Origin of the sequence: Niastella vici, assembly GCF_002077945.1 — a bacterium.
GTDB lineage: Bacteria > Bacteroidota > Bacteroidia > Chitinophagales > Chitinophagaceae > Niastella > Niastella vici.
The window spans coordinates 34123-61116 of the sequence record NZ_LVYD01000045.1 but is presented as its reverse complement, the minus strand read 5'-3'; the positions used below and the strand labels follow the sequence as shown (position 1 = coordinate 61116).

Below are 26994 nucleotides of genomic sequence, written 5' to 3'. Positions count from 1 at the left end.
TTTTATTTAATAAACCCGTTCAAGTACTGCACCCGCGGGTTTTAATATGTTGTTAACAGAATACAGGTATCGCTCACCTTTTAGTTTTTTCACTTCGCTCACATAATTCTTTATATCCTGTTCTTTTTCTTTCTGACATATCAGCAGCACATCCGTTGTATCAACCACAATGTAATTCTGTAATCCCTGTAACACTACCAGCTTTTCATCTGAAGCATGTACCACACATTGTGTTGTATCAATAACCAGCACACCATTACCGGCCACTGCATTGTTGCGCCTGTCTTTACCCATATTTTCCCAGGCGCTGTTCCAGGTTCCGAGGTCACTCCACCGGAACGAAGCAGGAATAATATATACATTCCCCGCTTTTTCCATGACGCCAACATCAATTGAAACGTTTTCACATACAGCATAAATATCGGCGATCATTAGCTTCTCAAAACTTGTTCCAAGCCATGATTGTTTTTCTTTAAACAGCTGAAACAGATCAGTAAGATATTTTTCAATTGAATTTATTATTGATCTGGCCTTCCACACAAAAATGCCCGAGTTCCACAGGTGTTCCCCACCGTTTACAAATTTTGCAGCACGTTGGGCATCTGGTTTCTCAGTAAAAGCTATCACTTTATGCACCCCGGATTGTGCAGTCTCTTTATTAAATTGTATATATCCGTACCCAGTATTCGCATAAGAAGGCTTAATGCCCAATGTCAATAGGGCATCATGATGAATATCGATGAACTGTAAGGCCTGTGTGCAAACTGCTTCAAACGCCTGCTGGTCTAATATCAGGTGATCGGCCGGCGCTACAATGATTGAGGCAGCCGGATCTTTTTGTAGAATTTTAAAGGATGCATATGCGATGCAGGGAGCTGTATTCTTTCTTTCAGGTTCGCTTAAAATATTTTCTTTGAGTAATGTGGGTAACTGCTTTTCTACAATATCTGTATATTCTGTGGAAGTTACTACATAAATATTTTCAACCGGGGCCAATGTTTCAAACCGTTTGAAGGTTTGCTGGATCAATGTTTCACCTGTTCCCAATATATCAAGGAATTGTTTGGGAAAATCAGTTCTGCTAACCGGCCAAAAACGTGAGCCGATTCCTCCTGCCATAATAACTACATAAGTTGATCTATACATACGTTCTTGTTTTGTTTATGCCAAAGAATGCCTTAACAAACACCATATAATGCTTGTGAAATGTTAGTAGCAATCGTTTTATTGGTGAAATGGGATAGTCTAAGAGCTGAATCAAATAAAGTCAATCACTGTGCAATAGAATTTTTAGCATCCATCCCCGCTAGGTTAGTTATTAAATAATGCAACTCCTTATTTTTTTGCATGGAACCCCATTCTTTAATGCAAATTATAAGCCTTGATAAGAAAAAGAAGCGGAGATCAACAGAACGAAGAAGATAATTATAAAAATTCCACAACATACAAGTTATTCATTAACAAACTCAATATTGTTGGGTAATAAAATACTCAAACCACATTTATTTTTGACACTTTCAATCAAAAAGAATGGGAAGGAAAATGATTTCCAGATATTATTATTGTTTATTATATCTGTATTGGGAAGCCGCTAATCAAATTGACAGAAAAGCGTTGCTTTATGGGTGAGCTTGCCAAGTTCTACCTGGTACATCATGAACAACAGAATGATCTTTCCATTGCTCTTCAATTGTCCAATATCGAATGATATGGTTGTTGCACTCATATCAGATACCCCCGTACCAATGTCCTCTACATTTTCGTACGAATAATGGTAACCGGTCCATGGACTGTTAAACGGGTTGCTGTTTTCTGCCGACTCAGATTTATGTGCAAATTCTATTTCCTTTCCCCCATAAATGGGTTCATTCAGAAGTATATTGAATTTAAGTGAATCGAGCACCTTTAGCTGGCCGGTGCCCTGGAAACTGAGTGTATTCTTCTTTCGTTTTATTACCAGCTTTTCATCACCGGTTTTTATCCATTGCTGGTTTGTTGTGGTGGTATTGTTCAAAGCGATATATTCATAATACTCGGCCTTTGTTAAACCAAACTTCTCAAACATTACTGAGGAGTCGGTCGCCGTGGCCATGGAATCCTTGATCCAGGCAGCGTTTTTTTCAGCAGCTTTCAACATTTTGGAGGTAAGCTCCATCATACGGGGATTTACGGTAGCCTTTACGCCCATCAACTCCACTTTATGCTCGCCTTCCTTTAACCAGGTCTTAATGTCTTCCCCAAATTCCTGCCCGCCGGCATTCTGGCAATAAGCATTACCCGTAAAAAACGCCACGGAGATCAGGAGCAGTACAATGGATTTCATAGATATTATAATGTATGGCCCAAGATAGCAGCTATTTTTTAAATATAAAACCCCACATTATAACATTAAAACATTTTCAGATTATTTCAACCCCTGCTGACATACTGTTGTCACCAACCCCGGGTTTCTTTGTACTATCAAAAAACAAACAACTATGGATACGGTAAACATTGAACCAGCAACAAAGGAAACAGCCATTGCCTGTTTAATGAAAAACTATGCGAATTATAACCTCTGGGCCAATTCAACCCTTATAAACTGGCTAAAAACCAAGCCGGTAGCCACCCTGGAGCGGGAAGTGCCTTCCAGTTTTCCCAGCATCAGGCTTACGCTTTTACACATCTGGCAAACAGAACGCTACTGGCTGGCCATACTTAAAAACGAAGATGAACCGGCTTATGGCGAATTCACCGGAAATATGCAGGCCGTATTTGATGCATTATTAAAAACCTCGGGTGAACTGGCCAGGTATATAAACGCCATGACCGATGAAAATGTACAGGAAAAGACGATGATCGAAAGCCCCTGGTTTAGGTGCAATTTCAGGAACTTTGAATATATAGTACATTATGCCAATCACAGCACCTATCATCGCGGACAGGTTATAACTATTGGGCGGCAGCTGGGCTTTACCGATGCACCAATGACAGATTATAACCTTTATAATATTGACGGAAAAGAGTTCTAACGGGCTGCAGCTCTTATAAATGTGGTTTTTACTATTATTCGAAATATTTGCGGGCGAAGGTGCAATCGTTACCGGTAACGATTGCATAAATTAATGTTAAAAGCAGTACTCTAACTATTTAGTACATGTGCTAAATTTAGTGAAGAACCTTTTTTTTAACGATTAAATTGCCTTCAAGTATGAAAAAACACATTGGCGCCATGGCGCTTGTGATCCTTTTTGCCAGTTGCTTAAAGAATACAGAAAGACCAGCAACTAACGCTTCCTCCTCTGATGCCGCTGCCAAATCAGAATTAACAGGTGGTACTTCCGTTGCAGCTGTTAACACCACTGTTACTACAGAATCAGCTTTAAAGACCGCTGTTGCCAATGCCAAGGCAGGTGATATTATTACTATCAGCGGTACAATTAATTTAACCAGTACCCTGCAATTGCTGAACAGCGGTACCTCCAGCTCAAAGATCAATCTTACCGGTGGTACACTCAATGGCGCCGGCCTTTCTTCAGGCTGGGTGGTAAAATGTAATGGCAGCTACTGGAACATTACCAACATGACTATTAAGGGCGGGCCCGATGCTGGTCTTGTATTCCAGACCGGTGGTTACAATTATGTATATAATGTAACAACAACCGGCAACCACGATACCGGTTTGCAGATCTACAACGGATCGCACGACAACAACGTACAATCCTGCAAATCAAATGAAAACTACGATACCCAGAATGGCGGCGAAAATGCCGATGGTTTTGCCTGTAAACTATCTGGCGGCACCGGCAACAAGTTCCAGAGTTGTGTTTCTAACCACAATTCGGATGATGGCTGGGACTTATATGGACAGCCATACACGGTAACCATCACCAGTTGTACTGCTAGCAATAACGGTTATGGCACCAATGGTGATGGCAATGGGTTCAAGCTGGGCAGCGCAGGCCAGTCGGTACCCCATACTGTTACCTATTGTACAGCCACCAATAACAAAGCCTGGGGTTATGATGGAAATGGTAACACCGGTCATATTACGATCACCGGCAGTGGCGGATCTGGAAACGGATCAGGCCTGATGACCCGCATATATTAATTTATTTGGCTACAAACACTAACATGAAAATGAGTCCCGCGAAAGCGGGGTTCATTTTGTAATAGGAAGGAGTTACAGGTTTCAAGTTACAGGTTACAGGGTGCAGTTATTTTTGTATTCCTTGTAACCTGAAACCTGCAACTAGTAAATTGCTTTTTCCACTCTCTACTCACCTACTGTGCGCCAGCATCCTTTAATAACTTAACAATCTCTTGCGCACCCGCCCGCTTCGCATGGTCAAGGGCCGTTTCACCGTTCTCATCCTTTATGTTCAGATCGGCTTTGGCAGCTATCAGTACTTTTACAACATCAACATGGCGGTTGCGGCAGGCTGCCATTAAAGCGGTGCTCTTATACGTGGTTTGGGCATTTACCTGGGCGCCATTATCAATTAACAATTTTGCCAGGGCGGCATCACCTTTTATGCAAACTGTCATCAGGATGGTTTCCCTGTCCTGCATATTGAAATTTACATCGGCTTTATGCGCTATCAGCAACTCGGCCACCTCCAGGCGATCATTGACACAGGCATACACCAACGGCGTTAATTTTTCCTTGCTTTCCACATTCACCAATGCCTGGTGTTTTAACAGCAGCGCGGCGATTTCGGGAAAACCATAAGTGGCGCTGTACATTAACGGCGTTACGCTATCTACATTCACCGCATTTACATCGGCCTTGTTCTCGATCAGGATATGAGCCACCTCGGTATAGCCTTTAGTAGCTACGATCGATAAAGGGGTTTCCCCAAATCTATTCTTCTCCTCGGTATTCGCGCCATTTTTGATCAGCAGATGAACAATATCCTTCTCGCCCAGGAAAGCAGCCAGGAATAAAGGCGTACGTCCTTCGGCATCCTTTTTATTAATATTTATCCCAACCCCTTTTCTTAACATATGGTCTACACTGCCTATATCATTCCTTGAAACGGCATCAAACAGATCGTTATCGAACCTGGCGCAACCAGCCAGCAACAACATATGTATAAAAACCAGTGCGACAGTGGTTATTTTCATTACGAAGAATTATCTGCTTAAGCTACGAAACAATTAGTAATCACCCAGTCGGGAATTTCAAACTGAGATCAATAAGATCTTTCTGCCAAAAGCCCAATAAATATATAATTTAATTCGCATTTGGCACAGTGGTTATACAGCGGCCACACAGAGATGTTCAATGATATTGACCATATCCGTAGTGGCCAGTAAATATTATCACAAAAAGAAAATCAATGCCTGCCCTTTGGCGGCATCTACTGATCATTTCCTATTTAACCAGTGATACGGTTTCGGTATGTTCACCGGTACGCAATCGCATAAAATAAGTACCGGCTGTTTTGAAATACTTCTCCCCAACGGGGAAAGAATAATTGCCTGCTGCCTGCTCGCGATCAAGTAACACGGCCAGCAATGCTCCTTTGGCATCGTACAAACTCAAATGCACTTTCGATACCCGGGCTAATGAATAACGCGCCACGATCTTTCCTTTTATGGGGTTGGGAAATACAACCAGTCCATTTGTGAATGGATCATTGGCCACCTCTTCGGGTGCTGTGGCTTCTCTTGTTGTTACAGCCGACTCAAAACAACCCAGGTCGGGGGCCGATCCGTTGTAGGCCAGTCCCACATTGGTGCCCTTATTAATACAATCGCTTGATGTAGCCAGCCGCATAAAATTATTCACCGGCAAACTACCATCACTCTGGCGGGCCGCTGTTAACAAACTTTGATCTACACTTAAGAAATCGGAGCTGTTCACAGTTACCGACAGGGTGAAATAGTTATAGCTCACATTGCTGGTTGAGGTGTTAAGGTTGCTGTATTCCGTACTACGCGCGCCCCAGCCCAGGTTATTCTTCAGGTTGTGATCATAACCCGGCACATCCGATGCATAATCTGAACTTCTGTTCAGCATGTTATAGTTGACTGCATTATAGTAAGCCGAATTGTTATACCAGTTATTACCTCCCAAATGGTGGTTGGCATAAAAACCATTTGCTTTGTTCCGGATGGCCAAACAATTGCGAACCGTGTGACGGGGAATAGTGGCCGGCAGGTTACTGAAATCAGAAACGCCAAAACCGCCGATCTTAAAGCCGTTGCCATCGCCGAGGCTGGCGAACGCTGTGGAATAGCCATTGTAAAAGCTCCAGCAGTTCTCAAAGGTGCCTGCTTCAAAAGCATTGATACAATCGAACCCGTCATCGCTGTTGAACCAGGCCCGGCATCCCCTGAACACATTGCCGGTATAGCCTACCAGGTCGTTATTGGGATGGAAACCAAAACCATCGGTATTGCCGCCGAGGCCGTTTTCAGAAACATTGTCCCAGTTGTTATAAGCATCACAATTTAAAATGAGGTTATTGCCGCCCCTGGTAAGGTAAAAACCAATAGCCTTGCCATCGTGCATGCTCAACTGCTCATAAATATTGTTGCTGCCCTGGTTCTCGAAACACTCGCTTTGGGTATGGGTGGTAATGTTCACCTGTACGCCCACCACCTCTATTCCGCGGATATGTATCCACGAACCGGTAACCTGGAATGCATGAATACGGTAACCTGAGGGGTTTACGTTGGTGTAATTAAACACCGGCTTTTCATTGGGATAGTTCCAATACTTGATGCGATTGCCCGATGTACCGCTTTTGTTCAACAGGGTTACATAGGCCCAGATGCTGGAATACTGGGCAACCTGCGACACAGACATTGCATACGTACCTCCCCGTATGTACACCGTATCGCCCGCTGCGGCGGAAGTTTGCGCCCGTTGAATGGTAAGAAAGGGAGAACTGATGGTGCCGGTATTGGCATCGTTGCCACCGGTGGCTACATAATAAATTTTGCATAGAGCGGGTGTAGCTAACCCGCTCAGCAGCAGGAGTAGTGCTGCAGAATAAAGTTTTCTCATGTTGGCATTAATCGTTTAGTAAAAATTAAATTACCGATTTAAACAAAGGCAACCATCCTGCGCCATCCTTAAGGCGCACACTTGAGAGAAAGCCGTAAATTGTAGCCGTTTTGTTTCCTGAAACCTCTAAAAGTAATCTCATGGAATATAAATTTCAAAAACCTGTTCATGGAACTATTGGCACAACCAAATATCAGTGTGTTATTGAATGGCGCAACGGACAGTTCATTGCCGATGAGCCCGAAAAAAATGGCGGCAAAGACACCGGCCCCGATCCATACACTTTATTATTATCATCGCTGGCCACCTGTACCCTCATTACGTTGCGAATGTATATCGACAGAAAAGGCTGGAACATCGCGGAGATCAAAGTAAATGTCAACCTGTTCCAGACAAAGGATGGTGACAATACCACTACATTTATCGATCGCGATATTACATTTCCGGCGGGGGTAGAACCGGAGCAGAAGAACCGGTTGTTGGAAATTGCCGCTCAATGCCCGGTCTCAAAAATGCTCGAAGGAAATATCAAAGTCAGAAGCTACGTGTACCATGAAGAAGATGTTGACAAGAAATTGAAGTATACCAATGGCGATATTACCGTGGTTTGGAAACCGGAGCTTTGTAAACACTCAGGCCGTTGTGTAACGCAATTGCCGAAAGTCTTTAATTTAAAAACCAAACCCTGGGTCACCATGACCGGCGCCGATTCGGAAACGATAAAATTGCAGGTAGAGAGGTGCCCTACCGGAGCGCTTTCGTGGATCCCTGCCGATAAAGATGAGTAAAATGGGTTAGTTTTTTGAACTCAATTTTTTGGGTGGACTATTTTCCGGGTTATAGTTACTTTTTGGGGGACGATAATTACTTTTTACCGGGAGATATTTACTTTTTGGGGGCCGATAATTGCTTATTGCCGGGCGATAGTTATTTTTTGGGGACGATACTTACTTTTTACCAGGTCATAGTTACTTTTTTGAAGAAGATAATTACTTTTTCAGGTTTATAGTTACTTTTTCCCGGGCTATAACATCAGCGTTAGCAGATATAACATTTTCTGCATAGGAGATAGTTTTTTTTATTACAGTTAGCATTATTTAAAAAAAAGTTGATCACTTTTTGCCGGTTGTAACATCTTTTCATTTGAAGTTAATTACTTTTTTGTGGAAGTTGATCGCCTGATGAAATAAGTACGTTTTTTTCCCAATTTGCAGTTCTTTTTTATTGCGGCTCCACTAATTTCAGTAAAGTTCACTTACAATCATAAATAACTGACTTTTTTTTAATGCAGGTTCACTCATTTGCCTGTTTATTCACTTAAATACCAGAAGAAATTACTTTAATGCAGCAATATTTTGATTATGAACGCAAAATACTTGCTGCATGTCCGCCGAATGTAAATAAACGCCGCCTAATAATACAAAAGATCTTATTAGCCCTAACGGGGCCGTGAAATAAGCCTTGCGTCTGTAGCACCAAGGCGTTTTGAGAGGGTAGCAAAACCTGCATTATTACCAGTGTACGCGGGGGCAACTAAGAAATCCGTTTATCAGATTCACCATTCACCACTCACGTTTCCCATTTGCGTTTTTCTGCGCCTTGATTCCCATTGCCCCTACGCATAATGCTTCATTCACCACCACGCTGCCCAATTAAATAATCTTTATCTATTTGTTTACACAACTTTATTTTTATTTAATTAATTACTTAACTTACTTTACTAAACTTTAATTACAGTTATTTTTGTTTTAAAGTGAAGTGAGACACTGCTATTAATAGCCCGATGCATTCCTGGTTCAACCCTGCCCTTATTTCATTGGTTCCCCTATACATTAATTATTGTCAATCAATAATGAATACGCTATTTCCATAACCTAAAAATCAAAACGCTCATCATTTCCAACTAAAACGCCTTTAACATGAAAAAAGCAAATTCAACTGGCATTCCCCGAATGCCCTGGAAAAACTATGCATTACTCAAAGTAACCGCCTGCTTGCTGGCGCTTGCCGTAAGCTTTGCAGCCTGTAAAAAAGTTCAACTGGATGAAAATGCAGCAACCCCGCCAAACAATGGGGGCCGTTCTGCCAAAACCGAAACCATCATAAGCGATATGAACCCCATCAAGGTAATGTCGTTTAACGTACGTAACGATGCAGCCGGCGATCCCTTCTCCCAGTATGTACGTAAGGATTATTGCCTGCAAATCATTCTCGAGAACGATGTAGACATTGTAGGCCTGCAGGAAATTGCGGTCAACGATATTGAAACCTGGTTCAATGCCAGGATGGACTCCGCCGGTTACGGACGTTACTCAACCGGACCGAATAACGGTTCACCCAAAACGATCTATTATAAAAATGACCGTTTCACCCGAACCGGCGGTGGAGGGTTCACCATGATCACGTCTGAAACGCGCACCGGCAAATGGGTGGTGCTGCAGGATAAGCTGAACACGGCCAACAGCTATTTTGTTTGTAACAACCATTGGACAACCGTGAGCACCGGCGAACGCCAGCTCGATGCAGATACGGTGCTGATGAACATTAAAAACAACAACACCGCCAACCTGCCGGTCATTTGCTTTGGCGACTTTAACGCCAAACCCGGCACTGCCGAAATGGGCATTATAAAAGATGCCAGCGGTCTTAATATGGTGGATGCACTGTTCGATTCTTCGGGCGATCCTACTTTCCATGGCTGGGATGCCGTAGGCGATGCCAAAATTGACTGGATCCTGAGCACACGGAGCATGGCCTTCACCAGCTCGAGCGTGATCACCAAAAGCTACACCGTAAACGGACAAACGCTTTGGCCTTCTGATCACTGGCCGGTAATGGCTACTTATATCCCCTACATCTTTGGCGGCGCCCACACCGATGTCAATGGCATTAGCGCCAGTTCAGTTACCAAATACAATTTCGCTGATGTAGACGGCGACGGCGATGCCGATAAAATTTACTGGAACTATACCTATGACAGCGGCAAGCCGCGGGTATTTCTCTCAAACGGCGATGGCACTTTTGCGGCTGCTGCAGTTACCCATGCAGCCAGTGCTTCTACTTCATCTACCACCCGGTATTATTACGCCGACATCAATGGGGATGGAAAAGCTGACCTTATTCGCTGGAACCCTTCGCTGAATTCGGGTCATACCCTGGTTTACCTGGCCACCTCAGGCGGTAATTTCAGCGCCACCGCTGTTGATAATCCCGAAGGCACCAGCGCAGGCACCACCACCCTGTACAATTTTGCCGATGTAAATGGCGATGGAAAAGCAGACAAGATATACTGGAACGCTACTTACGATGATGGCCATACCCGTGTATATTTGGCCACTTCAGGCGGCAGCTTCAGCGGCACCGTAGTGTCAGGTACAACGGGAGCCAGCACCACTGCCGGTACTTCGTTCTGGTATGCTGATGTAAACGGCGACGGTAAAGCTGATAAAATATTATGGCACCCTGATCTTAACTCAGGTAAAACCATGGTATATACATCTGATGGGGATGGAACCTTTACAGAAAACGCTTCATACAGCAATTCTGCCACCAGCGGTTTAAGCAATACACGGTTCTATTTTGCCGATATGAACGGCGATGGCAAGGCTGATAAAGTATACTGGAACCCCGACAACTACCAGGGTTACCTGAAAGTATACTATTCCGATTCAGGCGCCTTCGGCGGTCCTATCTATACGTTAAGAGGCACTTCACAAAGCGAGAATACATATTTCTATTTCGCAGACATCAGCGGGGATGGAAAGGCTGATCAGGTGCGTTGGAATTATGGGGAGAACAGTGGAGAACTAAGGAACTATTTCGCCAGGTAGCAGTATAAACAACTTTCACGAAATAAGCTTAAACGCAGGAAGTTCATACGATTTCCTGCGTTTATTTTTTTGTGGGAAGCCAAATAAGTTTAATTGAGATGTGTAACACTGGCCTATCCCTATCAGTATTTTTACCTATCTTGTGTTTTGCAAAAGTGATTAATATCTTATGATACGAACTGTTCTGGTAGATGATGAGCGTGCCAGTATCGGTATTTTAAAAAATTTATTAAAGGCCCATTGCCCGGAAATAGAGATCATTGGCGAAGCTGCCAGTGTACACGCTGCTTTAGAAGTCATCCATGCATGCTCGCCAGACCTGTTATTGCTCGATATCGCCATCAATAATGAAAATGCGTTTGATCTGCTGAATGGCCTTGACAAAATCGAATTCCAGATAATATTCGTGACGGCATGGAACGACCATGCCATTGAAGCATTCAAATACAGTGCTGTAGATTACCTGCTCAAACCGGTTGACGCGGCTGATCTGCAAAGGGCCATTAAAAAAGTGGTCAAAAGATCGCACGAAAAAGAAGTAATAGATAACCTTAAAGTACTGCAGGAAAATATCCAGGCTTTGCAAATATCACAGCAAAAAATGGCCGTTCCCACCATGCAGGGTCTTTCTTTTATTCCATTGAAAGACATTGTGCGCCTTGAAGCAAAGGGGCCTTGCAGCTTTCTGTTAACGGTTGCATTATACCGTGGTAAATTAGCCGAAACTTTATTCAAAATGAAACAGCTATTAACATTTACCTTATTCTGCTGCTCGCTGGCAGCAATTACTTCCTGCTCGAAATCGATCAACGAACCTAAAGAAGCACTGTCGCAGAAAACTTCAGGAACCGGCAAGTCGAACCGTATCAGCACAACAAGCGACTTAACAGACCTGCTCACGGGCCAAACCTGGGTATATTATGAATACTTTACCGATTTCAATAACAACCCTACCAATCTGGTCTGGAAAACAAACAAAACCGGCAATTCGTTAAACCTGTCGTTGAACCAGGTGCAATTTTATTCGAATGGCAATTACACGGAGATCACTGAAAATGGCATCACTTTAAATGGCACCTGGGCTTTCCTGAACAACCAGACACAGGTTCAGGTTAACAATCCCCTTGGTATTTTTGTATCCACCATTCAGGAGCTCACTTCAAACAGGTATGAATGGTTGCAGAGTGGTGGCGGTAACTACGGCGTTATGGTACCCAAAAACCAGGTGATCGATACTACAGGCGGGAGGTTGCAGTTGTTAACGTCCAAACCCTGGGTGTACACTGAATATTTCACTAATTTCAACCAATCGAACCCTTCTCTGATTTGGAAACCCAATAAAACCAACAGTCCGCTCAACTTGTCGCAGAACTGGGTCAAGTTTGAAACAAATGGCACTTATACAGAGATTGATCAAAATGGCACTGTGTATAATGGTACGTGGACTTTCCTGAACAACCAGACACAGGTACGGGTTTTCAGCCCCGTTGGCACCTTTACCTCAACTATTCAAACGCTCAGCACTGACAGATATGAATGGTTGACTCCGGATGGAGTCACTTATGGAGAGATGGTTCACCCGTAATTCCAAAAGAAGTAAGAGGTAAGAAATTCGTGAACTTCTTACCTCTTACTTCTAACATACTTAATAAACTTTAGCGATCCTTCAGTCATCCTTCGGTAAAAAGGGGTGTTTACTAAGGGATGGTACAAGGTTGGTACAAGGATAGTACAACAACTGGATAACTTAAGCTCAATAACTAATTGAAAATAAGAAATTTGCAAAAACAGCGCTAAAGCTTCTCCGAACTAAGACCTGTAATTGACTCATTGTCAATGAGATGTTTGGCAACCTTGTGATCTTTGACAAAAATAAATGGCCCCCTAAGGGGCCACTATATTTCATGAGTTGGGATTAAAATTCAATTCAGCTCTCCCCTACTTTATATAAAAACTTCCACTTTGCCTGATGTCGCCCGATGATGCACCTACCATCACACTGAACTCGCCCGGTTCCAGCACAAACTTCATATCGCGGTCGTACAATTTCAATTCATCGCGTGGAATGGTAAACGAAAGCGTTTTTGTTTCGCCGGGTTGCAGGTGCACGCGTTCAAAACCCTTCAACAGTTTTTCATACATGGTCACCGAACTCAATACATCGCGAATGTACAGTTGCACTACTTCGTCGCCAGCTACTTTACCGGTATTGCTGATATCAACTGTTACCGCAACAGGATCGGTGGCCTTAGTACCTGCATTTATTTTCAGATTGCTGTATCCGAACGTAGTATAGCTCAACCCAAATCCAAACGGATATAACAAGCCTTTGATGCGCGCATGCTCACCCTCATCTGTTTGCGCACTGGGTTTGGATGGAAAGTTCAACGGTAATTGTCCAACCGATTTGGGGAAGGTAAGCGTGAGCTTGCCACCGGGGTTGTAATCGCCAAACAGAATATCGGCAATGGCTGTACCACCGTACGCTCCGGGATAACCGGCGTAAATAATGCCATCGATGTATTTATCGATCCAGTTAATGGTCATGGGTTGGGAACCAATAAGCACCACCACTACCGGTTTGCCGGTTGCCTTGATGGCTTTTATAAGGTCCAGCTGATAACCGGGCAGGTCGAGGCTGGTGCGGCTTTTACTCTCGCCACCCGTTTTTGTATTTCCGCCTAAAACGACAATTGCGCATTGCGCCTGTTTGGCTGCCTGAACGGCAGAGTCGAGCATGGCCTGTTCGCCCGCATCCATCGGTTCCGGCAGGATCTCGCTTTCGGGCCAGCGTTTATCAACCAGGTCAACGCCTTTTGCATACAGCACTTTGCCGGCACCCAGCTTTTGCTGTACACCCTGCAGCACATTTACACTGGCCGTATGCGATGGGCCGTAATGCGTGTGCGCATAATCGTCATCCGTAGCATTGGGACCAATTACGGCGACTTTTTCCAATTCTTTCGACAGTGGTAAGATGTTGTTATTATTTTTCAGCAGCACAATGCTTTCGTGCGATGCCTGCAAGGCCACCTGCCGGCTGGCCGCATTATTCACCAGTTTACGGGTTTCGGCAGCACTTGCTATATAGGGATGATCAAACAACCCCAGCCGGAACTTCACCCGCAATACATCTCCTACGCGATGGTTGATGGTATCCATGGGTATACGTCCTTCTTTCACCAACTGGCGCAGGTAAATGATAATGCTATCGGGCGCACGGAACGTAGTGCGTACATTCATGCCTGCCATAAAGGCCTGGTACACGGCTTCTTTTAAATTGGCCGCCACATGGTGTTTGCTGCTCAGGTATTCGAGCGCTTCGCTGTCGCTGACCACATAGCCGGTAAAACCCATTTCAACCCGCAGCCTGCGTATCAACCAGTAATTACTACCCGAAATGGGTATACCATCGTAATCGTTGTACGAGCTCATAACGCCCATGATGCCGGCTTCTTTGATCACTTTCTTGAAGGGATACAGGAGAATATTTTCCACTTCGCGTGGCGCCACTTGCGGGTCTGTGCGGGCCTGGCCTTCCCGGGCGCCCTTATTGGCGCTGTACACCGCAAAATGCTTGGCAGTAGAGGCGGCCTGGCCGTTTTGTTGAATACCTTTTGCGAGCGCAATACCCATGGAGGCTACCAGGTATGGGTCTTCGCCGTATGATTCTTCGAGCCGGCCCCAGCGCTGGTCACGGGCTACATCGAGAATGGGCGCATATACATTTGTATAACCCAGTGCCCGCGCTTCACTGCCGGTAATAATGCCTTCCTGATGCACGAGGTCTTTGTTCCAGGTCATGCCCATATTAAGCTGGGTGGGAAAACTGGTTGCCTCATATGCTTCAACACCACGAATACCTTCATCGGTAAAATCGGCCGGAATACCCAGCCGGGTTTGTTCAATAAAAAAACGCTGGGTCTCGTTCATTGCCCAAACGTGTTTTTCCATATCTGTAGCCAGGTCAAGCGTCAATGTTTTGTTGGAACCGATATATCCATTCAGGTGTTCATCTATATTGGCAATTCCATCTTTCCAGATAGCATTTTTCCATTCAGCAGTTGGGAGAGAATCTTTCAACACGCGGCGCCAGCCATAGAGTGTAGCCATTTGACAGGTCTTTTCATCCAGCGTCATTTTCGACAACAGATCGGCTGTTCTGGCATTCACCGGTTGGGTGGGATCTTCATAGATATCTTTTTTTCCATTTTTGTTGAGATCGATCCAGCCATCCTTATAAATAGTGGTAAGCGGTTTAAATGAAACAATACCGATCAGCGTGAGCCAGGCAAGCGGGTGTTTTATTTTCATATTAATATAATGTACGAAAACAAATATATTAACAAAGCAACCGCGTGAGTGCAGAATGTTACGCTAACGTTTGCGTAAGGGAATGAACGGCAGTTGACGCTGAACAGGCATACCTTGTAAAGGCAGAACTAACAAAGCAAAAATTTACTTTTTAGCGTTTTTGAGCTATTCCTGTTGTAGCTTTTTCAATGTTCTGTTCAGGCTTCGAATGGTGATGCCCAGGTATGCCGCCATGTCTTCTTTGGAAATATTTATTTCCTGTTCTTTAATCAATGCCAGCAACTTACTCAGTGTGTGTTCTACTGTATTTAATTGCTGGAAGGAGGCACGGGAAGAGGTGTTGATGATGCGTTCGGCAAAGGACTCCAATAATAATTTATTAAACGGTAATTCCTTTTCAAGCAGGGACCGAAAATACGGGATGGAAATGGCATAAACTTTAACCGGCGTTAAAGCCTTTATATTGCATAAACAGGGGACGTTCTTTATGATCTCGAGCTCACCAATGATCTCCCCTTTCCCCAGGAACTCCACAATAAACCGCTTATCATCTCCTTCATTAAAATAACAGGTGGTAATACCCTCTTTCAGCAACATTACTTTGGTAGGCTTTTCACCCTGTTGCAGCAGTAACTGCGCAGCGGAAAATTCTTTTAACAGAATGTCTTCCCTGCGTTGCTGCGCCTGGTACAGCGCTTCTATATATGATAAAAAAGCATTGTTGGTACGAAGCATATTTTCCGGATGGGACAAATGTCCTTTTTATGACTGTGTCAACAGCCCAATTTTGCAAACCGGAAAGTACAAAAACTAATAATGCGACCATGAGGAACAAGATAAAAACCATTGCATTTGATGCTGATGATACCCTGTGGGTGAACGAACCTTACTTTCAGGAAGCCGAACATCGGTTTTGTGTATTGCTGAAAGATCATCTGCCGGCTCAGGCTGTATCGCGGGAATTGTTTCAAACTGAAATGAAAAACATTTCGCTTTATGGTTATGGCATTAAAGGATTTATGCTTTGCATGATAGAAACGATCACCCGGGTTTCGAATGGAACGGCCCCATTGCAACTGATCGATGAAGCCCTGGCACTGGGCCATGATCTGCTGCAAAAACCTATTGAGTTGTTACCAGGGGTAGCAGAAACACTGGAAGGCCTGCATGGGAAATACCAGTTGGTCATAGCCACCAAGGGCGACCTGCTCGATCAGGAACGGAAGCTGAAACAATCGGGTTTGAAGGATTATTTCCATCATATCGAGATCATGAGCAACAAACAGGTAACCAATTACCAAAAACTGTTGACCCATCTTGATTGTTCTCCCGGAAACTTTCTGATGCTGGGCAATTCGGTTAAATCGGATGTACTGCCGGTGTTGGCGCTGGCGGCATTCGCTGCACATATCCCCTATCACACTACCTGGATGCATGAGCAGCACGACGATACAATAGAACATCCCAATCTTATAACATTGACCAATATTGCAGACATTTTAAATCACCTTGATTAGCCATGAAAACAGCCATTGATATAACCAGTTGGGCAAGAAAAGATCATTACCAGTTCTTTTCGCAATTTGAAGAACCCTTTCATGGGATAACCGTTGAAATAGATTGTACAACAGGTTATGACTATGCCCGTCAACATAACATTTCTTTTTTTCAGTATTACCTGTACCAGGCGTTGAAAGCCGCCAATACCATTGAAAATTTCCGTTATCGCATTGTCAATAAAGATGTGTTCCTGTTCAACAGGATCGATGCCTCGCCCACCATTCCCCGCCCCGATGGCACCTTTGGATTTGCGTATATTGATTATACTGAAAATGAAGATAGTTTTTACGCCAACGCTACGGAGATCATTGAAGCAGAGAAAGGGGCAACCGGGTTAAAGCCGGCTGTATCAGGTGAGAACGTCATTCATTTTTCGGCTATTCCCTGGCTTAATTTCACCGCCATATCACACGCCCGTTGTTTTTCGTTTGCCGATAGCTGTCCGAAAATAACCTTCGGAAAAGTGAAAGCGGAACATGGTAAAAAAACAATGCCGGTTGCGGTACATGTGCATCATGCATTGGCAGACGGCTATCATGTGGGGCTTTTTATTAATAAATTCCAGGAGTTGATGAATAGGGAATAATTACTCCCTTTTCCGGCAAATGAACATATACGCCGGTGAATGAACAGCATGACCAACTATCACAAATCGTTTTTTTGATAAGCAGAACACTTAAATTGCGAATAAAAGACACCGATGAAAAGCGTTCCAACCTTATATGAATGGGCAGGCGACCTGGCAACTTTTGAAAAACTGTTCAAGACCTTTTATGAAAAAGTTTTAAGAGATGAGTTGTTGGGTGAAGTGTTTAGAAACATGTCGCCCGAGCACCAAACACATGTGGCGCATTTTGTAGCCGAAGTATTTGGTGGCGAAAAATTATATACACAGGAAGGCGGCAGTCATGCCACTATGGTTGGAAAGCATATCGGAAAAATGCTGACAGAAGAAAAACGCCAACGCTGGGTACATCTTTTAATGCAGACCGCCGATGAAATTGGATTAAAAAGCGACCCGGAATTCCGTTCAGCTTTTGTAGGATACATTGAATGGGGATCACGTATTGCGGTCATCAACTCCCAACTGGCCGAAAACCCCATGCAACATACAGAACCAATGCCCAAATGGGGATGGGGTGAAACAGGCGGGCCATACATTCCAAAAGAAAATTAGCTTCAATCAATGAGCCTTTTTCGTCAATTCACTTATAAGAAATTTGGGGTATTACCATTTGATGCGCCGGTTGCAGAACAAGTGAACCAGCAGGAATTCGACCCGTACATAAAAATTCTATTTCTTAAGAAAGGCAGTCATATTGGCATTGATTTTAATAAATATAAATTAAAAGATGACGCCCTCTTTTTTATAAACGTAAACCAATGGTACGAACTTCCATTGCCCGATGCCAGCAGTGGCTCGCTCATTTATTATAACCGCGACTTTTATTGTGTAGAAATTCACGACAAAGAAGTGTCGTGCGACGGCATACTATATAATAATGTATATGAAATACCGGTAGTATACTTATCGAAAGCAGAATCTGGCCAGGTGCAGCAGATCCTTGCAGAAATAGTGCAGGAAATAAAAAATGATGAACCGGCAATGGAAGAAATGCTGCGCATTCTGCTAAAGAAACTGATCATAATAGCTACGCGGATCTGGAAAAAAGAACACAGCATAATTACCAGTGAAGCCAGCCAGGATATTGAATTTCTGAGAAAATTCAGCCAGCTGGTTGAACTGCATTATAAAAAACTGCATACAGTTGCCGATTATGCGAATATGCTGGCCATGTCGCCCAAGATGCTGCATAAGCATATTACGAAAACTGGCCAGGCATCGCCTAATGACCTCATCAAGGAAAGGATCATTCTGGAAGCAAAAAGATTATTAGCCCACACTCCCCTCTCGGTAAAAGAAATTGGCTACGCCCTGGGATATGAAGATCCTGCTTATTTTGTACGGCTTTTTACTAAACAGGCCGGGACATCGCCGGTTGAATTCAGAAAACAGTACAATCATGTTGAAGGGAAAAAAGTACAATAAATGAAGATTTTGGTGCATTGACCCGCCTTACGCCCGTAAGTAGTTTTGTGTTATCAATTTAATCAATTAAAAGAACACAAAATGAAACGTACAGCATTCACAAGGACCCTGAAAAAAGCGCTCATCATACCTGCCATTTTCGCTGGAATATTCTCTGCTGATCAAAGTGTTGCCCAAACACCCGAAAGAAATAACTCATTGGGCAGACAAGAATTTATTGAAGTAGAAAAAAATGTAAAGCTGCATGTAACCGATTTGGGCGAAGGCAGCCCGGTAGTGCTCATTCACGGTTGGCCGTTGAGCGATGCCATGTATGAATACCAATACCAGGAGTTGGTTGAGAAAGGCTTCCGCGTAATCGGTATCACCCTGAGAGGATTTGGTAAATCGGATAAGCCATATGGTAAATACAATTATGATGTGTATGCCGATGATATCAAAATTGTACTGGACAAATTAAATATTCAAAAAGCTACGATAGGCGGGTTTTCTATGGGCGGCGCTATCTCGATCCACTATGTAGCTAAATATAATGCCGCCCATGTTGCCAAACTGGCATTATTTGGCGCCGCAGCACCGGTTTGGACAAAACGCACTGATTATCCTTATGGCTTTACCAAAGAAACAGTCAATGAGTTGATCGCCCTTAGCAAAACAAACCGGCCTCAGTTATTGGAGAACTTTGGAAAGATCTTTGCGGCTTCTGAAACAGCTTTATCACCGGGCATTGGCAATTGGTTAAGTGGTATCAATATGGAAGCATCACCCTATGCCGCCACGCAGAGCCTGATCGCCCTCAGGGATACAGACCTGCGTCCCGAGCTGAGTAAGATCAGTATTCCCACAGTGATCTTCCATGGTGTAAAAGACAAGATCTGTGAATTTGCTTTAGCAGAACAAATGCATAAGGGAATTAAGAACTCAACGATCGTTCCTTTCGAAAATAGCGGGCATGGATTGTTTGTAGAGGAAAGGGAAAAATTCAATAACGAACTGATCAAATTTATTAAGGAGTAAGACCGGCAGTTGATGTAACAACAAGGCTTCAGGTTCCCAACCTGAAGCTTTTGTTTTATGTAGAAATGTTTCCTCATTAACCTTGAGCCAGGTATAATTATTGACTGTATTACTAAAATTACAGTTATGATCCGCAAATTAAAATCAGGTCAATACCGCCTGTACTCCCGGAAGAAAGACCCCAAAACGAATAAAAGAAGGAATTTAGGTACCTTCGATTCACTGGCAGCCGCTCAAAAACACGAGAAGGAAGTGCAGTATTTTAAAAGGCATTGACCTTAATGAAAGAAAATAATATCCCTAAATATTCCTTGCAGCAAAGCTTTGCAAAGGGCAATCATTTAATTGAAATGATCGTCAATGATGGCACGGCATTTCAAAAGCGAAAAGTTAATCACCTGGTGCCACACCGCAAGGATTATTACATGTTTGTGCTGGTGCGTAATGGCAGCAGCCGGCATTGGATAGATACGACGCCTTATACGATAAAGAAAAACACCTTATACATTTCCTCACCCTGGCAGGTACAGGTAAAAGAACAAACAGAACCGCTTGAAGGGATCCTGCTTTCTTTCACTGAAGAGTTCCTGAACCTCGACGACGATAAAACCCTTCGGCAACTGCCCGTAATTCAAAACCCTTTTAATGCCCATGAATTATCATTGCAGCCGCAAGACTTTTCATTTATTGAAGACCTGCTTTTAAAAATGTGGGTCGAATACCAGACAGGCAGTGAATGGCGGAACACAATGTTACTATCGTATTTACGGGTATTGAGTATATACAGCAGCCGTTTATATACTGAACAAATTTCAAAAAGCGCCGGAACAAATGAGCGAAAGCTGTTAACTGATTTCAAAAAACTGATCAATGAACAGTTTTCAACATTGCACCAGGTGGCAGATTATGCGCCCTTATTGAATAAGACGGCCGGCTATTTAAATGAAGTAGTTAAACAACAAAGCGGCAAAACGGCTATTGAACATATTCATGAGCGCATTTTGCTGGAAGCAAAAAGAAAATTATTACATACCGAATTTTCCATTAAGGAGATCGCTTACGACCTGGGGTTTGAAGATGTGGCCTACTTCACCCGTTTCTTTAAAAGACTGACAGAACAAACGCCTGCTGTCTTCAGGCAGGCCATCCGCGAAATGTACAAATGAGCCCGGTAAATGTACAAAGCATTGAGTAGCGCCAACCATAGTTTTGCCCTAAAAAAATATGGATACTATTTTAGAAAAGAACAAAGCAATTGTAAAACGATTCAATTACGAAGTAATTCAGGGCAAAAATGCGCAGGCTTTTGATGAAATTGTGCATGCGCAATTCGTTAACCACAGCGTTCCGGCCGGCGCCGGCAATGCAGGTAAGGACGGCGTATTACAATTCCTGCAACTCATGTGGCAGGTGTTTCCTGATCTGAATGTGACCATAAACATGCAGATTGCGGAAGACGATCTGGTAATGACCTACAAAACCTTTCAGGGCACACACAAAGGCACCTACATGGGTATTGAGCCTACCAACAAAAGCGTTAGCTTTTCCACCATAGATATCATTCGCCTGAATGACGACCAGGCCATTGAACACTGGAGCATTCGTGATAACAGTGCATTATGGCAGCAATTAACGCAAAACAAATAAGACTTCAGTGACCCGTTCCACGGGTCATTTTCTTTTAAAGGCCGCGGTGAGCACAGCTGCCGGCCCAGGCTTGAAAACGTATTGGTTGGTTGTTTTGTTGAACCAATAGATGCCGTATTCAGACTCATCACTATTGGTACGGTAGGTCCAGTAAGTAAATGGAATGTGGTTTTGATAGAAGATATCGCATACATCGGTGAGATAGTCTGTATTGTTTGGGCAACGGCTTCGTACGCCCATCTGGTTTACAAATACCGGTACATTATGATTGCTCCTGAACTGCACCGCCGGCTGCAGTATCTGTGTTAAATAATCTTTATTAAGATTTACAGTTTTGCCATCAAAGTCGGTATAGGTGCTGGGATAAGAAACAATGGGCAAATTGGCCTGTTCCCGTTTATCGGGTTTTATATAGTCGGTTGGCAGGTAATAATTGAAGGTATAGATGAGCTTTTTATCTTTGATTGTAACGGCATCCTCAAGCTCGTTGATATCGTAATGATCGTTGGCCCCAATCATCAAAGGAGTAATGGTATCGTATTTACGAACGGCCGCAATAACATCTTCATAAAAAGACACTACATCCTGTGATGTCGCCGGCTTTCTGGGATGTGGTTCAGATAATAATTCATAAGCCGCCATGTATGGTTTGTCTTTATACCGTTGTACCAGGAATTGCCAGGTTTCAATAAATTCCTTTTTCAGCGATGCGTTGGTCCAGTAGTTTTCAGTGGAATCGCCTGCGCCCTGGTCGGAACCGGCAAACAGTAATACCCATATTTTTTGATCTGTACACCAGTTGATGTATTGGTCTAACAGCTTTAAGCCGTCTGGATTTATATGTCCGGGCGCATCAGTTTGGCGGATGTTGCTTCCATCGCCACCAAAATACCATCGAAAGGGCATGCGGACAATATTGGCGCCCATGGTTACTGCCTCGGCCGCATCCTGCGGCTGGGCGGTTTCCCACCAACCCCAGTTTACGCCACGCAATTCAATGGCATTGCCATCAGGCGTTTTAATAGTCTTACCATCAATAGTAAGCCGTACAGGCTTGTCGCTTTCGTTTACAGGAGGGGTATCATTATTTTTTTGGCAGGAGGCAATAACTATAAGTGCAGTAAGTAAAAAATACAGCTTCATAGTATAAGTTTTGGTATCATGGGTTTGTTATAGACTAAGAAAATGCGTTAATGTTTAATCAAGATTGTATTGTGAGGGAGGTAGCATATTGTTTTCCGCCAAAAAAAAGCGTAAAATAGTGGAAACATACAAGTTAGCCCCATGAATCCCGGCAGGCTTCATATTAAAATATTTCTTCTTGTTTGCATCTTAATCAATGCGCATTGGGCTTACTGTCAGGATACATTGATTACCTATACTATTGACTCCTCATTTCTTAACGCAGTGAAAACTCTGGCAGGGAGAACCGTTTCACTGTCGATTAATTATCTGGATCAGTCACCCAATGCAAATGACAAAAAAGTATATAAAAAGTATGCGCAGCTGGCAACACAACAACCCACTTCAAAGAATTACGATAAATATTACCAACTTGCCTGTGCGCTTTGGGAGCTCAATAAACTACATGAAGCAGAGCAAATGTTTCTGAATATTATTAAGTCAACAGAGAAGCATTATGCAACCACGTATTATCATTCATCAGACGTTCGGGGCGATACAACAACCAATATTTACGGTTATGGAAGCTATACATCAAGCTATAAAAACAGTGCAGCTATTTACTTAACCAGGATCTATATTTTAAACAAGCAGTATAACAAGGCATATAAATACCTGGAAGATGCTGTAAAAAAATACAAAATCACTTACAACTGTGGAACGGGCTATCACATGCAAAAAGAAAAATATGATTTTCTGTATGCCCGTTGTTATGAAGGGTTAAAACAATACGATAAAGTTTTGGAATTGTTGCTTCCTGAGAGTTTTGACAGCTATGACGAAGTCAGTGTGCGGGTAATTAAGAAACTGTATTCTAAAAACGCGATCAGGGATTATTTAAATAAAGCGGAAAATTCCATACAATGTACATTTGATACCTTCCCTTCTTTCAGCTATGTGACTTCCAATTTCGGTAGCAAAACAGCGAAAACTGATACCCTGACCTATTATTCGGGATCAGCCACCATAAACCTGTTCAATAAAACAGTTGAGATGCCACGTCCCGATCTTGAAAACGGGGAAAAGGCCACAAAGGAACATTTCATCAGGGAATTTAAGGAAAGCTCATTTTATCTGGCACTGGCCGAAGTTGCCGGGCTTGCAGAAAAGGAGAATTGAATCATAAGCTGTCATTCAGTAGGTTATCCCCTCCCCCATTTTTTTTAAATTTATTGTAATCTTAACGTTAGTTCTGCGACAAATAAGATCACATATATCAAGCGAACAATAAAACGATATAAAATGATCTTATTAATCACAGGATTAATCATCTTATTAATCCTTTCCGGGCTAAGAATAGCCCAGGAATATCAACGGGCCATTGTCTTCAGGCTGGGCCGGTTTCAAGCTATAAAAGGCCCGGGACTTTATTGGTTAATACCATTAATAGAAAGGCAACAAAAGGTAGACATAAGAACTAAAACAGTTGCGCTTGAGCAACAAGAGACGATAACAAAGGATAGCGTTACTATTAAAGTAAATGCTGTTCTATGGTTCAGTATTACAAATCCCAAAGATTCAATCATTAAAGTTGCGGATTATAACAAAGCTGTGTATCAATTTTCGGTTTCAGCTTTAAGAAATATTATAGGGCAGCACAGTTTAGACGAAGTATTAAGAGAGCGGGAGCAAATAAATTCCAATTTGCAAAGGATAGTAGATCAAACGACTGAACCCTGGGGTGTAAAGATCGAAATGGTTGAAATGAAGGATGTGGAAATTCCGGAAGGAATGCAACGGGCAATGGCCAGAGAAGCAGAAGCAATAAGAGAAAAAAGAGCACGAATAGTAAAAGCAGAAGCCGAGCTGGATGCTTCCATAAAACTTACACAAGGTGCAAAAGAAATGGAAGGTAGTCCTATCGCACTTGAATTAAGAAGGATGCAAATGCTTTCAGAAATCGGGATCGACAACAATACAACTACGATCGTATTATTACCCTCTGAATTTTCGAATGCCGCAAAAAGCTTTAGTGAATTAGTGAAAAACAAAAAAGAAGCCGAATAAAACCGGCTGCCCTCATCAACACGATGAGGGCTTTTTTGTGTGCTGGATATTATCCTTTCTTCTTTTTAGTTAGCATCATCATCACCCTGCCAATAAAGGGAATTTTCTGAATGCGGCAATTATGAAAAGCGGTGAGCTGCCATTCGCCCTCTTCGTTCTTCACCCATACACCCGTATTGATCGATTGACGGCTTTTAGGCGCTTTCTTCTGCCAGCGAAAACGAATGGCGCCGGTAGCAATTACAATAGCAGTGGTGTCGTTTACAAAACGGATCTTTTGCAGTTGTCCCTCCAGTTTGGCCCCTCTGAACATAAAGTTGTTCATCATTTCTTCATGCGATTGCAAATAAGCTTCACGCCCCTGCAAATGCATTCCATTAAAGGTGATGTAGTCGCAGTCAGCTGTAATGCAGTTAGCAGCCGCTCTGAAATCAAGGTTTTCGAATGTTTTAAATATCGTATCATAGGCATGTTTAATGGCTTCTTTATTCGCTTCTGGTGTCATTGTGTTGAATTTATAGAAGCGAAACTAAACATACCTCACGCTGTAGAACAGTGTTGTTAGGCTAAAAATGGAAGATTGCCGGTAAATGGGGGTATAGGGGCGGTGAAAATGCAATGCTACAACTGTTAAAACAAGCTGACATTGAAAAATATTTGAACCAGTGGCACCATGGAGGCAGAAGAAACTAATAATACTTTTATGTTTCAAAACAGGTAAAAAAACGTGAAAAAAACCCGTTTTTTTATCCTCATATATTAGTAATCTTGGTATGGTTCAATTGCATTGGGTTTTGACATTTTGCAGTAACTAATACCGAAACTACCATGACCGTATTTTTAAGTTATTCAACGAAGGATTATTTTTTTGCAGAACTAATGGAAATCAAACTTAAAGAGGCAGGTATTGATTTATGGAGAGACCAGGGCAGCCTGGTAGCCGGCGCCGATTGGAGACAAGGCATTGAAGATGGCATTTCTACCAGCGGAGCTGTGTTAATCGCCCTAAGTTCATATTCGACTGAATCGCCTTATGTAACTTATGAATGGGCTTATGCAATTGGGAAAGGCAAAACAATTATTCCAATAAAAATCAGTCAATGTCAGATGCATCCTCGTTTAGAATCCATTCAATATTTAGACTTCACTGTGCCCAATTCACTTCCCTGGAATTTGCTCACTGAACAAATTAAAGAAATTTATGAAGAAATAGATCCAAGTTCTATTGTATCAACAAACGCAACTCCAAATATGCCATCGAATACAGAAGATCCACAGGTAAAAGCCATACTCAATTACCTGAACCAACGAGGTTATCAAACGGCAAGTTTTGAAAGAATTCGCAGAAGAATTGACCCCAACCTTACAGATGAAATACTAGATACATTGATTGAAAATAATAAGTCTATATTTCGTCATGTAACACTCAAAGACGATAAAAAAGGCCTCGCCAAAATAGTACCATGATCTAAGCCATTTGTGTACGCAGGTTTATTTTTAGGCCTGGTTGCATTTTAGAATCAACGATTGATCTATCACGCATCCTTCTTCACATAATACTGTTCCTGGTTTTCGTAAAAATGGGCCAGGTCTTCTTTTGCTGTTGCCAATGCCTTAATTTTATCTTCGTAGTAGAGCTTTCCTATTGAATACTCGTAGGCGTTTGCTAATTGCCTTGATCTCCCTTTAACTTCAGGGTCGTCTTTATGCGCTTCGAGCTTCTTCATCCTCGCAATAAGCCCAAATACTTTATTACTGCCCAGGTAATCGATGATTTCAGCGGCTTTGTACCTGTTCTCTATAATTTCATTACAAAGTTCTACTGCAGCTAACCGTAATACCCGGTCGCCTGTCAGTTCAATCTTTTTAAAAATGTGTTGATCTTCTGTCATAAAAATTTCAAATATACTCAAAACGTATCACTTACCATTACTTATGAGATTTTATTGACTAAAGTGCTTATTCCGTCACCCGGCCAGCATGTTCAATAACTAACTCCATTTTTCACCAAGCACAAACGAAACCATATAATACACATCATCCGGCAAAACCGGTTTGCTCATGAAATGTGCTGCTCCCAGCCCTTTTAGCCTTACAGATTCCTTTTCATCCCTGGAAGTTGTGTAAATGATCACCGGAATAGCAGCAAGCCGGGGGTCTTTCTTAATTTCTATCAGGCATTGCTCTCCGCTCAGGCCCGGCATTCTCAAATCCAGGAAAATAAAATCAGGTAAAACATTGGCTGCATTATTCAAATATAGCAGTGCTTCCCGGGCGTCAGCTGCAGCAACATATTTAATCGTGTCATCGTATTCTGCGGTTGCCTCAAAGAACAACTTCCTGTCGTCTTCATCATCATCAATTAGCAAAATAGTCATAGTCTTTCATTT

26 protein-coding genes are annotated in these 26994 nt (G+C 42.8%); 16 read left to right on the top strand and 10 right to left on the bottom strand.

Going from position 1 to position 26994, the window contains the following annotated elements; genetic code table 11:
* Positions 1-6: 6 nt before the first annotated feature.
* A complete protein-coding gene (locus A3860_RS15640) occupies positions 7-1146 on the bottom strand; it encodes a mannose-1-phosphate guanylyltransferase (protein WP_081147662.1) in 1140 nt (379 codons plus the stop codon).
* 445 nt (positions 1147-1591) lie between these two features.
* Positions 1592-2323, bottom strand: a complete 732-nt coding sequence (locus A3860_RS15635; RefSeq protein WP_081147661.1) for a hypothetical protein — start codon at positions 2321-2323, stop codon at positions 1592-1594.
* A 154-nt stretch (positions 2324-2477) separates the two neighbouring features.
* Between A3860_RS15635 and A3860_RS15630 the strand changes: the two genes are divergently transcribed.
* Both A3860_RS15630 and A3860_RS15625 read left to right on the top strand, forming a co-directional pair.
* Entirely contained in the window at positions 2478-3011 is a 534-nt protein-coding gene (locus A3860_RS15630; protein WP_081147660.1) for a DinB family protein, read from the top strand.
* A gap of 179 nt (positions 3012-3190) precedes the next feature.
* Positions 3191-4090 (top strand): right-handed parallel beta-helix repeat-containing protein, encoded by a 900-nt coding sequence (locus tag A3860_RS15625; RefSeq protein WP_081147659.1) that lies wholly within the window; start codon positions 3191-3193, stop codon positions 4088-4090.
* A 173-nt stretch (positions 4091-4263) separates the two neighbouring features.
* On the opposite strand, the gene A3860_RS15620 is transcribed toward A3860_RS15625, so the two are convergent.
* Entirely contained in the window at positions 4264-5106 is an 843-nt protein-coding gene (locus A3860_RS15620; RefSeq protein ID WP_081147658.1) for an ankyrin repeat domain-containing protein, read from the bottom strand.
* A 250-nt stretch (positions 5107-5356) separates the two neighbouring features.
* Positions 5357-6997, bottom strand: a complete 1641-nt coding sequence (locus tag A3860_RS15615; protein WP_081147657.1) for a T9SS type A sorting domain-containing protein — start codon at positions 6995-6997, stop codon at positions 5357-5359.
* 140 nt (positions 6998-7137) lie between these two features.
* On the opposite strand from A3860_RS15615, the gene A3860_RS15610 reads away from it, so the two are divergent.
* The 3 genes from A3860_RS15610 to A3860_RS15600 all read left to right on the top strand — a co-directional run bounded on the left by A3860_RS15610 (position 7138) and on the right by A3860_RS15600 (position 12412).
* Positions 7138-7785, top strand: a complete 648-nt coding sequence (locus tag A3860_RS15610; protein WP_081147656.1) for a (4Fe-4S)-binding protein — start codon at positions 7138-7140, stop codon at positions 7783-7785.
* A gap of 1131 nt (positions 7786-8916) precedes the next feature.
* Positions 8917-10827 carry an FG-GAP-like repeat-containing protein gene (locus A3860_RS15605; protein ID WP_245843549.1) on the top strand — a complete coding sequence of 637 codons (1911 nt, stop codon included), beginning with the start codon at positions 8917-8919 and terminating at the stop codon, positions 10825-10827.
* 169 nt (positions 10828-10996) lie between these two features.
* A complete protein-coding gene (locus tag A3860_RS15600; protein ID WP_081147655.1) occupies positions 10997-12412 on the top strand; it encodes a LytR/AlgR family response regulator transcription factor in 1416 nt (471 codons plus the stop codon).
* 353 nt (positions 12413-12765) lie between these two features.
* Here the strand turns inward: A3860_RS15600 and A3860_RS15595 are convergent, their stop codons facing one another.
* Both A3860_RS15595 and A3860_RS15590 read right to left on the bottom strand, forming a co-directional pair.
* The gene (locus A3860_RS15595) at positions 12766-15141 is read right to left on the bottom strand and encodes a glycoside hydrolase family 3 N-terminal domain-containing protein (RefSeq protein WP_081147654.1); all 2376 of its coding nucleotides are present in this window, start codon (positions 15139-15141) and stop codon (positions 12766-12768) included.
* A 165-nt stretch (positions 15142-15306) separates the two neighbouring features.
* Positions 15307-15894 (bottom strand): Crp/Fnr family transcriptional regulator, encoded by a 588-nt coding sequence (locus tag A3860_RS15590; RefSeq protein WP_216823456.1) that lies wholly within the window; start codon positions 15892-15894, stop codon positions 15307-15309.
* A gap of 71 nt (positions 15895-15965) precedes the next feature.
* Between A3860_RS15590 and A3860_RS15585 the strand changes: the two genes are divergently transcribed.
* From A3860_RS15585 to A3860_RS15555, 8 genes are all read left to right on the top strand, one after another.
* Positions 15966-16658 carry an HAD family hydrolase gene (locus tag A3860_RS15585; RefSeq protein ID WP_081147827.1) on the top strand — a complete coding sequence of 231 codons (693 nt, stop codon included), beginning with the start codon at positions 15966-15968 and terminating at the stop codon, positions 16656-16658.
* 2 nt (positions 16659-16660) lie between these two features.
* The gene (locus tag A3860_RS15580; protein ID WP_081147652.1) at positions 16661-17287 is read left to right on the top strand and encodes a chloramphenicol acetyltransferase; all 627 of its coding nucleotides are present in this window, start codon (positions 16661-16663) and stop codon (positions 17285-17287) included.
* A 114-nt stretch (positions 17288-17401) separates the two neighbouring features.
* A complete protein-coding gene (locus tag A3860_RS15575) occupies positions 17402-17878 on the top strand; it encodes a group II truncated hemoglobin (protein WP_081147651.1) in 477 nt (158 codons plus the stop codon).
* Between the two features lie 9 nt (positions 17879-17887).
* Positions 17888-18751 (top strand): AraC family transcriptional regulator, encoded by an 864-nt coding sequence (locus A3860_RS15570; protein ID WP_081147650.1) that lies wholly within the window; start codon positions 17888-17890, stop codon positions 18749-18751.
* 81 nt (positions 18752-18832) lie between these two features.
* Positions 18833-19768, top strand: a complete 936-nt coding sequence (locus tag A3860_RS15565; protein ID WP_081147649.1) for an alpha/beta fold hydrolase — start codon at positions 18833-18835, stop codon at positions 19766-19768.
* 126 nt (positions 19769-19894) lie between these two features.
* Positions 19895-20044 (top strand): hypothetical protein, encoded by a 150-nt coding sequence (locus A3860_RS40560; protein WP_143774123.1) that lies wholly within the window; start codon positions 19895-19897, stop codon positions 20042-20044.
* A gap of 5 nt (positions 20045-20049) precedes the next feature.
* Positions 20050-20934 (top strand): helix-turn-helix domain-containing protein, encoded by an 885-nt coding sequence (locus A3860_RS15560; protein WP_081147648.1) that lies wholly within the window; start codon positions 20050-20052, stop codon positions 20932-20934.
* Positions 20935-20992: 58 nt separating this feature from the next.
* Positions 20993-21415, top strand: a complete 423-nt coding sequence (locus tag A3860_RS15555) for an ester cyclase (protein ID WP_081147647.1) — start codon at positions 20993-20995, stop codon at positions 21413-21415.
* 24 nt (positions 21416-21439) lie between these two features.
* Here A3860_RS15555 and A3860_RS15550 read toward each other — a convergent pair whose 3' ends face one another.
* Entirely contained in the window at positions 21440-22558 is a 1119-nt protein-coding gene (locus tag A3860_RS15550; protein WP_081147646.1) for a glycoside hydrolase family 5 protein, read from the bottom strand.
* A gap of 264 nt (positions 22559-22822) precedes the next feature.
* Between A3860_RS15550 and A3860_RS15545 the strand changes: the two genes are divergently transcribed.
* Positions 22823-23716: a tetratricopeptide repeat protein gene (locus A3860_RS15545; protein WP_143774122.1), complete on the top strand. Its 894-nt coding sequence runs from the start codon at positions 22823-22825 to the stop codon at positions 23714-23716.
* A gap of 123 nt (positions 23717-23839) precedes the next feature.
* The gene (locus A3860_RS15540) at positions 23840-24604 is read left to right on the top strand and encodes a slipin family protein (RefSeq protein WP_081147644.1); all 765 of its coding nucleotides are present in this window, start codon (positions 23840-23842) and stop codon (positions 24602-24604) included.
* A 49-nt stretch (positions 24605-24653) separates the two neighbouring features.
* Here the strand turns inward: A3860_RS15540 and A3860_RS15535 are convergent, their stop codons facing one another.
* Positions 24654-25109, bottom strand: coding sequence for a YybH family protein (locus A3860_RS15535; RefSeq protein ID WP_081147643.1), 456 nt, complete (start codon positions 25107-25109; stop codon positions 24654-24656).
* A 323-nt stretch (positions 25110-25432) separates the two neighbouring features.
* Here A3860_RS15535 and A3860_RS15530 point away from each other — a divergent pair, with 323 nt between their 5' ends.
* Positions 25433-26071: a toll/interleukin-1 receptor domain-containing protein gene (locus A3860_RS15530; protein WP_081147642.1), complete on the top strand. Its 639-nt coding sequence runs from the start codon at positions 25433-25435 to the stop codon at positions 26069-26071.
* A gap of 68 nt (positions 26072-26139) precedes the next feature.
* On the opposite strand, the gene A3860_RS15525 is transcribed toward A3860_RS15530, so the two are convergent.
* Both A3860_RS15525 and A3860_RS15520 read right to left on the bottom strand, forming a co-directional pair.
* On the bottom strand, positions 26140-26496 hold the full coding sequence (locus A3860_RS15525) for a hypothetical protein (protein ID WP_081147641.1): 357 nt from the start codon (positions 26494-26496) through the stop codon (positions 26140-26142).
* 99 nt (positions 26497-26595) lie between these two features.
* Positions 26596-26982 (bottom strand): response regulator, encoded by a 387-nt coding sequence (locus A3860_RS15520; RefSeq protein ID WP_081147640.1) that lies wholly within the window; start codon positions 26980-26982, stop codon positions 26596-26598.
* Positions 26983-26994 lie beyond the last annotated feature (12 nt).

Coding starts and splice junctions, on each gene's coding strand:
- A3860_RS15640 (WP_081147662.1), bottom strand. CDS start 1,146: ATGTATAGATCAACTTATGTAGTTATTATGGCAGGAGGAATCGGCTCA.
- A3860_RS15585 (WP_081147827.1), top strand. CDS start 15,966: ATGAGGAACAAGATAAAAACCATTGCATTTGATGCTGATGATACCCTG.
- A3860_RS15610 (WP_081147656.1), top strand. CDS start 7,138: ATGGAATATAAATTTCAAAAACCTGTTCATGGAACTATTGGCACAACC.
- A3860_RS15630 (WP_081147660.1), top strand. CDS start 2,478: ATGGATACGGTAAACATTGAACCAGCAACAAAGGAAACAGCCATTGCC.
- A3860_RS15580 (WP_081147652.1), top strand. CDS start 16,661: ATGAAAACAGCCATTGATATAACCAGTTGGGCAAGAAAAGATCATTAC.
- A3860_RS15535 (WP_081147643.1), bottom strand. CDS start 25,109: ATGACACCAGAAGCGAATAAAGAAGCCATTAAACATGCCTATGATACG.
- A3860_RS15625 (WP_081147659.1), top strand. CDS start 3,191: ATGAAAAAACACATTGGCGCCATGGCGCTTGTGATCCTTTTTGCCAGT.
- A3860_RS15540 (WP_081147644.1), top strand. CDS start 23,840: ATGATCTTATTAATCACAGGATTAATCATCTTATTAATCCTTTCCGGG.
- A3860_RS15520 (WP_081147640.1), bottom strand. CDS start 26,982: ATGACTATTTTGCTAATTGATGATGATGAAGACGACAGGAAGTTGTTC.
- A3860_RS15635 (WP_081147661.1), bottom strand. CDS start 2,323: ATGAAATCCATTGTACTGCTCCTGATCTCCGTGGCGTTTTTTACGGGT.
- A3860_RS15530 (WP_081147642.1), top strand. CDS start 25,433: ATGACCGTATTTTTAAGTTATTCAACGAAGGATTATTTTTTTGCAGAA.
- A3860_RS15620 (WP_081147658.1), bottom strand. CDS start 5,106: ATGAAAATAACCACTGTCGCACTGGTTTTTATACATATGTTGTTGCTG.
- A3860_RS15600 (WP_081147655.1), top strand. CDS start 10,997: ATGATACGAACTGTTCTGGTAGATGATGAGCGTGCCAGTATCGGTATT.
- A3860_RS15570 (WP_081147650.1), top strand. CDS start 17,888: ATGAGCCTTTTTCGTCAATTCACTTATAAGAAATTTGGGGTATTACCA.
- A3860_RS15615 (WP_081147657.1), bottom strand. CDS start 6,997: ATGAGAAAACTTTATTCTGCAGCACTACTCCTGCTGCTGAGCGGGTTA.
- A3860_RS15555 (WP_081147647.1), top strand. CDS start 20,993: ATGGATACTATTTTAGAAAAGAACAAAGCAATTGTAAAACGATTCAAT.
- A3860_RS40560 (WP_143774123.1), top strand. CDS start 19,895: ATGATCCGCAAATTAAAATCAGGTCAATACCGCCTGTACTCCCGGAAG.
- A3860_RS15575 (WP_081147651.1), top strand. CDS start 17,402: ATGAAAAGCGTTCCAACCTTATATGAATGGGCAGGCGACCTGGCAACT.
- A3860_RS15525 (WP_081147641.1), bottom strand. CDS start 26,496: ATGACAGAAGATCAACACATTTTTAAAAAGATTGAACTGACAGGCGAC.
- A3860_RS15605 (WP_245843549.1), top strand. CDS start 8,917: ATGAAAAAAGCAAATTCAACTGGCATTCCCCGAATGCCCTGGAAAAAC.
- A3860_RS15550 (WP_081147646.1), bottom strand. CDS start 22,558: ATGAAGCTGTATTTTTTACTTACTGCACTTATAGTTATTGCCTCCTGC.
- A3860_RS15560 (WP_081147648.1), top strand. CDS start 20,050: ATGAAAGAAAATAATATCCCTAAATATTCCTTGCAGCAAAGCTTTGCA.
- A3860_RS15565 (WP_081147649.1), top strand. CDS start 18,833: ATGAAACGTACAGCATTCACAAGGACCCTGAAAAAAGCGCTCATCATA.
- A3860_RS15595 (WP_081147654.1), bottom strand. CDS start 15,141: ATGAAAATAAAACACCCGCTTGCCTGGCTCACGCTGATCGGTATTGTT.